The organism is Arthrobacter sp. SO3 (genome assembly GCF_020532825.1).
Lineage (GTDB): Bacteria > Actinomycetota > Actinomycetes > Actinomycetales > Micrococcaceae > Arthrobacter.
In genome coordinates this window covers 54,205-60,719 of the sequence record NZ_MQTS01000238.1, presented here as the reverse complement: position 1 = coordinate 60,719, position 6,515 = coordinate 54,205, and the positions used below count along the sequence as shown (strand labels likewise).

The window sequence follows — 6,515 nt, the reverse complement described above, 5'->3', positions numbered from 1 at the left end:
CGAATCCGTAGGACCAGCACGCGAGCAGGATTGCTGCTTGGAGGTCGGTTTCGGTCTCGTCAATGCTGGAGACGTCGAAGACCACGGCGCGGTCGCGCATCATGGGGTTGGTGGTGTGCCGGGAGAAGATTTCTCCGAGCTTCCCGCCACCGGTCAGGCCCAGCAGGGTTGCTTCCAGTGCCCGGGTTTCCTGCAGGTAGACGGCCATGTCGCCGCGGTCCAGGGCAACCTGCCGCAGCTCATCGGGTGCAGAGATGATCACGTCCAACAGGTCTTTGAGGACCGGGACACCGTCGAACCGGTCATCGAGGACCCGCAGGGCACGGTCCAGGATCGTTTGTTCCTGATCGGTGGGCGGATTGTTCCGGCTGATGGTGATGAGGGAGACAACCATCGTCAGGCGCCGGCCGTGCGCGTCGGCGCGGACGCGGGCGGCGTCCTCGTGGTGGCCGCTGTCTTCGAGCAGCTGCGCCGCTTCGACGGCCTGGCCGGGATCGAGGATGTTCAGGTAGCCGACGCCGCGGCCGAGCTTGATGACCTGGCCGCCGAGTGCCTGGACCGCTTTGACGTGCTCGCCTTTGAGGTCCCCCAGGATCAGGGGGTGGACGCCCTGTGCGGAGAGACCAATGAACATCCGGCGCACCACGGTGGACTTCCCCAGCCCGGGCTTGCCCAGGATGAACGCCGACGGATTGGAAATCAGGCGGGCGCGCTGGAACCAGCTGATCGGGTCGCAGCAGACCGTGGCCTGGGTTTCCTCGTGGCGTCCGAGCGGGACGCCGATCATGGGCGAGGAGGCACCGGAGGAAAAGGGCCACAGACCGCAGACCTGGACTGTAGTTCCCCGATATTCCTTCACGGACGGGACGAGCTGGGCCATGCCGCCACCGCGTCCGGTCCAGCCCCGGGCAGATGGCCCGGGCTGGCGGGGTTCCTTCTCCGTCTTCTTCTTCGGTGCGGCCTTGACCGGCGCTGTGACCTTTTTGGCGGGGCGGGTGAAGAGTTTCATGTGGGCCATTACAGGGCGTCCTTGATTTCGGAGGGCAGGAGGCTGTGCTTGGGAAGGACCAGCCCGAGGGGCAGGGACGCGGCGAACGCGGTGTCCTGGGTGCCGTAGGCGCGGCGCAGCAGCACCCGGGCGGTCCCGGAGGTCTGTTCCACGGCGGCCACGGCATCGGCGAGGCGTTCCTTCTCGGTCACGGTGGCTGTGACGACCATGCCGAAGTTCACCAGCCCGGCCCCCTGGGCTTCCTCCTGCGCTGTCTGCACGGCGGAGCGGGCATCGACCAGGGCGCGGGCGGAGGGCCGGTTTCCGGAGGTGATGCGGACGTTGGCGTTGTTCTGGTCCCGCTCGACCACGGCGGCGGCACGGGCGGAATCCATCGGGCGGTACAGCAGCGAGATGCGCTTCCGGTCAATGTCCCCGTGCGGGGCCAGCAGCCGGGACAGGACCGAAGAGTTCACGGACCCGCGCGGGGCACCTGTCATGGTCCATGAAACTGAGAACGCGCTGTCGTGCCGGTAGTCCTCCCATGACGCCTGCGTCGCGGTGGGGCCGACTTCGCCCCAGGTCAGGGAGACCGGGGACCCGGCGGCGTGGGCTTCGTCAATGATCAGGGCAGCGGGCGGGTCATAGGCGATCCGGACAACCTCGCAGAGTTCCTGTGCGGACATCGGACGGGCGATGCCGGCTCCGGTGGACTGCAACCGTGCCGACAGGCCGGGGATCCGGGAGGCGAGGTCACGGGCCACATCTTCAGGTGTGCGCTTCTTCGATCCTGAGCGCAAAGCGGCGTTGAAGGACAGGGATACCCAGGCCCGGACCGTGGCCGAACCTTCCGGATACGTGTCGATGACCTCGGTGAGCACGTTCCTGGCAAACTCGGGGGCGTTCGGGTCGATGTTCATCGTGACTTCGTTGCGGAGCCGGTAGCCGGAGTCCGGTGCGGTCTCGACCGTTACGGCGGCGGCGTCCAGGCCCGCTTCATCCCCAAGGCCGGCGAGCCAGCCGCCCCAGTTCGCGACCCACGCATCGACCTGTTCCGGGTCCACCAGAGACGCTCCGTCGGGTTCGGTGGAGAAAATCACGGCGAAGTGGCTGGTGGAAGGCACATGCAGCAGGGCGAACGGGCGCTTGTAGGAGTCGGTGAATTCGTACAGGGTGGACTTCGCGGCGAGGCCGGGCAGTTGGTACATGCCCCAGGCCGTCACACCGAGGGGGCCGGAGCGGTAGAGATTCGTTCCGGAGGACTTGGAGAGCCGGAAGCTCATCCGGGTGCCGAACCGGTCAACAACGGACTGGCCGTGCTTGTCCTTGACCGTCAGCAACAGGGCACTGGCCCCGGCCACGGCCAGGACCCCCAGGCCCGGGAAGAGGCCCCAGATCGCGAAGCTGATGATGCCCAGCAACAACCCGGCCATGACAATGCCGGTGCCGATCGCGCCGAGGTTACCCAGCCCGGCAGAGCGCGGGACGCGCCAGTTGCCGTAGGACGGTTCCTTGTATTCGGTACTAATTGCTGCCACTGGGGCCCTCCCCGGTTGAATCCTGCGCGGTCTGTTGTGCGGCCTGGGAAATCCTGGACGCTGCTTGTGCTCCTGCGGCGACGGCCATACCGGCCGGACCCGCAGCTGACGCCGCTCCCGACGCGGCACCCGCGGTGCCGGCAGCAGCTCCTGCCCCGGCGGCGCCCGTGGTGCCGGCTGCACCGGCTGTTGCGGCGCTGGTGGCTCCGCCCGGTCCGGTTACGCCTGGGGTCGGTTGGCCCCCATTTCCTCTGGGTCCGGTTGTTCCGTTGCTGCCCTTCGGAGACGGGCCCGATTGGGTGCTTTGTGTACTGGCCGGTGTCGGGGAGGCATTGCCTTTACCGCTACCGCCACGGCCCATGGACACAGCGCCCGTGGCCATGGCCCCAACCGCTGCCCCGGCCCCTGCTCCCCCACCGGAGGCGACGGCACCCACCATCGGCGTCACGAACCTCATCAGCGCCGGCAAAGCGAAGAGGGCGACGAGCATCAACGTGAACCCGGTAATGGAACCGATCAAAGCGTCCTGGCCCCTGCTGCCCATGAGGAGGAAAGCGACCGAGTAGACAATGGCCGCAGCCGGTTTGTAGAGGATGAAAGCGATGGTCCAGCCGATTGCTTTCTGGAACCACTGCCTCCCCATCTCCGTGTTCGTGAAAGCAGCAGTCGTGGGCAGAATGCCCGCCAGGATCACCAACATGCCGCTGCGCACGACCATCAAGACAATCTGAACGAGTGAGGCAATCAGCCCGATCAGGCCCAGGATGATGAGGATAAACACTCCGACCCCGGTCTGGTTGGTCATGACCAGGATGCTCATTGCATCGGCGAAGCCCTTGCCGTTCGTGGAGCGGTCGATGATCGCGGCCGAAAAAGCATCCGCCGCGATCACCAGGATCGAGATAACGCCCAGACCCAGACCCGACACCAAGGTCAAAGTGAGCAGGGACCGCAAAAGGTCCTTCAGCGGCGCCCCGCGCTGCTCCCAGATCATCCGGATACCACCGACAATCACCGCCAAGACCGCCAGCGCCAGCGTCCAAGGCAACAACTCGCTATTAACCGCAGAAACAATGGGACTCGGCGTCGCCCCGTCCGCACTGGCAAGGTTCACCGTGGGCATGGACACCCAGAAAGTCGACAGAGTCGTCACCATCTGACTCATGCCCTCCATGATCGACTTCGCCAAATTCGTGATGGCGTCGTTAACCGCCCCGGCGGCGATGTTGCCCGCGACGCACGTCATGTCCCCCAAACTGCACTCAGCCATGTCAGACGCCTGACCAGAGGATGTATCCGCTCAGATCACTGAGCTGGGCGACACCATTGAATATTTGGCCGTCATCGGAAGCCTTCACCTTCCAGTCACCGGCTACCCAACGAAGCGAAAGAACTGAATGTGCCAGCGCACCGTTCGGGAGCTTGATAGCCAGATCGACGTCTGCCTCAGTCGGGCTGTAAGACTTGATTAGGAAGCCGCTGACCTGAGCGGTCTCACCACTTCCCGCAGTTGAAGTCCGCGTCTTGGCCGCCTTCATAGCCGCATCACGGCCGGGGCCCGGGACCAGAGATTTGTCGGCGAGCTTGAGCTCGTCCTGTGTCCCGGATGAGCCAAGGGAGACTATGTTGGCGGCTGCGTAGAGGGCGCCGGTTGGGGAGTTAGCGAAGCAAGACCGGAACCCGTCTCCGTCTGTCACGCCCGGGCCAAAGGTCTTGGGGTCAGTGGGGGCGGCCATTTTTCCTACTAGCTCCCACTTGGACTTCGGCGCAGTTCCCAAGGCTGTTTCCGTGCTTGAGGGAAGCCCGCAAACACTCTTGCCGGCCGCGTCTGCTGACTTCGTAGGTGCTGCTGCGGTGGTGCTGCCCGGCGAGGCGGCGGGGGCCGGCTGGGCGGTGTCCTGTCCTTTGGGGAGCAGGAAGATGACGATGGCTGCTGCTATCAGCGCGACCACCAGCGCGGCAGCAATGATGAACCCGGGTTTGGTGAACGGATTGCTTTCGGTGGTGCTCTCTGTTGACTGGCTCATGGTGAACCTCCCGTTGTTGGTGCTGGCTTAGACGAAGGCGCGGACGATGCCGGCGGCGCCGGTGATGATGATGCAGCCCATCAGGACCCAGCCGAGCTTGCCAATGGCTTGGGCTCCTTCGCCGCGCTGGAGCTGGATGACCATACCGATGCCGACGATGATCACGCCCAGGACGCCGAGGACCAGGCCAATGCCGGAGGCCCAGTTCAGGACCGTGAGCAGACCGCCGGCTTCTGCCGGGACGACCGGGGTGGGGTTGGGAATGACGGACGCTGCAATTGCGGAGAAGGAGTTCATGGTGAGAGACCTTTCAGTTGGTGGTGCCGGGTTTGGTGGTGGCCAGGGTGGTTAAGTCAGTGATGAAGCGTTGGTATTCGCGGGCCGGCGGGGTGGTGGCGTTCCCGTGCCGCCATGCCTCGACCCAGGGCAGGGTCCAGAGCCGGGGCGCTCCCCCGCCGACGACGGCGGCGAAGTCCCGCAATGGCTTGGGAGTCTTCCCGGGTGCGTCCGCGAGGACGGCGAGGCCGAGCAGGTCAACCGCGGGTGCCGCGCCCGAGGCCCACTGGGTCAGGGCGTTCCGGGCTGTTGTCAGGCCGCGCATATCGGCGCGGCACACCAGCAGCACCCGGGGCTTGTTGCCGTCTTGGAGAACAGGCCAGCAGTGACCGGTGGGCCGTGCCCCGTCGATCAGGTCAGCGATGCGGCTTTCCCCGGACCCTCCATGAGCACCGGTGACCCACAGCGCTGCGGAGCCGGAGAAGGTGCGGCGGGCCAGGCGGTCCGCGGCGTCGGGTTCGACCATTCCCCGCAGCGGCGCACTGATCACGGCCGCCGGCGGCACGTGCGCATCCGGGGTTGCCGGTTCTGCGCCATCGGCGGTGGCCGGGCGGGTGATCCAGGGGTTCAGGGACTGTTGCATGATGGCCTCCTTTCAAAGTCCGTTGGTGAGTGTCTTTAGAAGCCGGCGGCGACGGCGGCCGCGGCCGCGAGCCATGCCCGCCGGGTGGCGGGCTGGAGGGCTTCGTAGCGGATGGGTCCGTTGACCAGGGCCGGATCGTACGGAATGCGGACGACGGCCCGGACGAACGGTTCGAAGCCGTCAGCGATCCGCTGCGCTTCGTCCTTGGCCCGCTTCAGGGCATCCCCGCTCATGCTGCGCTTGGCGTCGGTGGACTCAGAGACGATGACAACGGCGTTGCGCGCCAGCTCCGCGTCGTGGCCGCCACGGGATTCCAGCGTCTGCAGCGTCAGCCGGGCCGCTTCGGCGCGGTCCTCAATGGCCGTCACCGGGACGACCAGCTGGTTCGTGTGGTCGATCATCCGCCGCCAGTTCGCGGCCCGGGCAGTGTTGCCCGAATCCATCACCACCAGCCGGTAATAGCGGGTGAGGACCTGATGGGCGATATCGACTTCCTCAGCGGTCACTTCGTGATCGCCTTCCTCGTTCTCATCCGAACGCAGGACATCGAACTTATCCGCCGTCTGGTGGTGGACGAACTTGGCGATTTCGGCCGCGTTCGTTGACGGGGACAGCAGCTCGGTGGAGGAATCGATCAGATCCAACACGCTCCGGTCGTGGGAGCCCTTTTCCGTCCGCCAACCCAGGGTCCCCTGGGATTCGTTGTTGTCCCACGCGACCGTGGCGGCGCCGCTGTAGCGGGCGAGGATGGCCGAGAGCATGACCACGGTGGGGGTCTTGTTCGCCCCGCCCTTGCGGTTGACCACGGCAATGGTCCGGGGGCCGGGCCAGTGCTGGCTGACTGTGCGAACGTCCTCACGTTCGGTGAGTTCTTCGTCGGAGGGATCCATCCGCAGTCCCAGGCGTGTGAGTGTTCCTCGCCAGCCCTGGGTGGCAGGTTCGAGGACCGGGGCGCTGACCAGGAACGAGGTTTCCTTCAGGCTGCGCCGTGTCGGTGCGGCTTCTTCAACAACGGCAGCTGTCTGTGGTTCCGGGGTGGCCGT

The 6,515-nt window shown here is 65.9% G+C and carries 7 protein-coding genes; all 7 read right to left on the bottom strand.

All coding sequences use genetic code 11. The annotated features are described in order from the left end of the window. On the bottom strand, nucleotides 1–1,018 hold a 1,018-nt coding region (locus BJQ90_RS20325; RefSeq protein WP_226761994.1), incomplete at its 3' end, for an ATP/GTP-binding protein. Continuing rightward, nucleotides 1,018–2,526: an SCO6880 family protein gene (locus tag BJQ90_RS20320; protein WP_226761993.1), complete on the bottom strand. Its 1,509-nt coding sequence runs from the start codon at nucleotides 2,524–2,526 to the stop codon at nucleotides 1,018–1,020. The genes BJQ90_RS20320 and BJQ90_RS20325, both read right to left, overlap by 1 nt. Continuing rightward, nucleotides 2,513–3,772 (bottom strand): hypothetical protein, encoded by a 1,260-nt coding sequence (locus BJQ90_RS20315; protein WP_226761992.1) that lies wholly within the window; start codon nucleotides 3,770–3,772, stop codon nucleotides 2,513–2,515. Before BJQ90_RS20315 ends, BJQ90_RS20320 begins: the two co-directional genes overlap by 14 nt. 25 nt (nucleotides 3,773–3,797) lie before the next feature. Beyond that, entirely contained in the window at nucleotides 3,798–4,553 is a 756-nt protein-coding gene (locus BJQ90_RS20310; protein ID WP_226761991.1) for a hypothetical protein, read from the bottom strand. Nucleotides 4,554–4,580: 27 nt separating this feature from the next. After that, nucleotides 4,581–4,850 carry a hypothetical protein gene (locus tag BJQ90_RS20305; RefSeq protein WP_069953000.1) on the bottom strand — a complete coding sequence of 90 codons (270 nt, stop codon included), beginning with the start codon at nucleotides 4,848–4,850 and terminating at the stop codon, nucleotides 4,581–4,583. Between the two features lie 13 nt (nucleotides 4,851–4,863). Then, on the bottom strand, nucleotides 4,864–5,472 hold the full coding sequence (locus BJQ90_RS20300; protein ID WP_226761990.1) for a DUF6668 family protein: 609 nt from the start codon (nucleotides 5,470–5,472) through the stop codon (nucleotides 4,864–4,866). Nucleotides 5,473–5,507: 35 nt separating this feature from the next. After that, nucleotides 5,508–6,515, bottom strand: a 1,008-nt coding sequence (locus BJQ90_RS20295) for an AAA family ATPase (protein ID WP_226761989.1), incomplete at its 5' end; no start/stop codon positions are given.

What these genes read in the sequence shown, in the direction of transcription:
- BJQ90_RS20310 (WP_226761991.1), bottom strand. Translation starts at nt 4,553, where the DNA reads ATGAGCCAGTCAACAGAGAGCACCACCGAAAGCAATCCGTTCACCAAA.
- BJQ90_RS20315 (WP_226761992.1), bottom strand. Translation starts at nt 3,772, where the DNA reads ATGACGTGCGTCGCGGGCAACATCGCCGCCGGGGCGGTTAACGACGCC.
- BJQ90_RS20300 (WP_226761990.1), bottom strand. Translation starts at nt 5,472, where the DNA reads ATGCAACAGTCCCTGAACCCCTGGATCACCCGCCCGGCCACCGCCGAT.
- BJQ90_RS20305 (WP_069953000.1), bottom strand. Translation starts at nt 4,850, where the DNA reads ATGAACTCCTTCTCCGCAATTGCAGCGTCCGTCATTCCCAACCCCACC.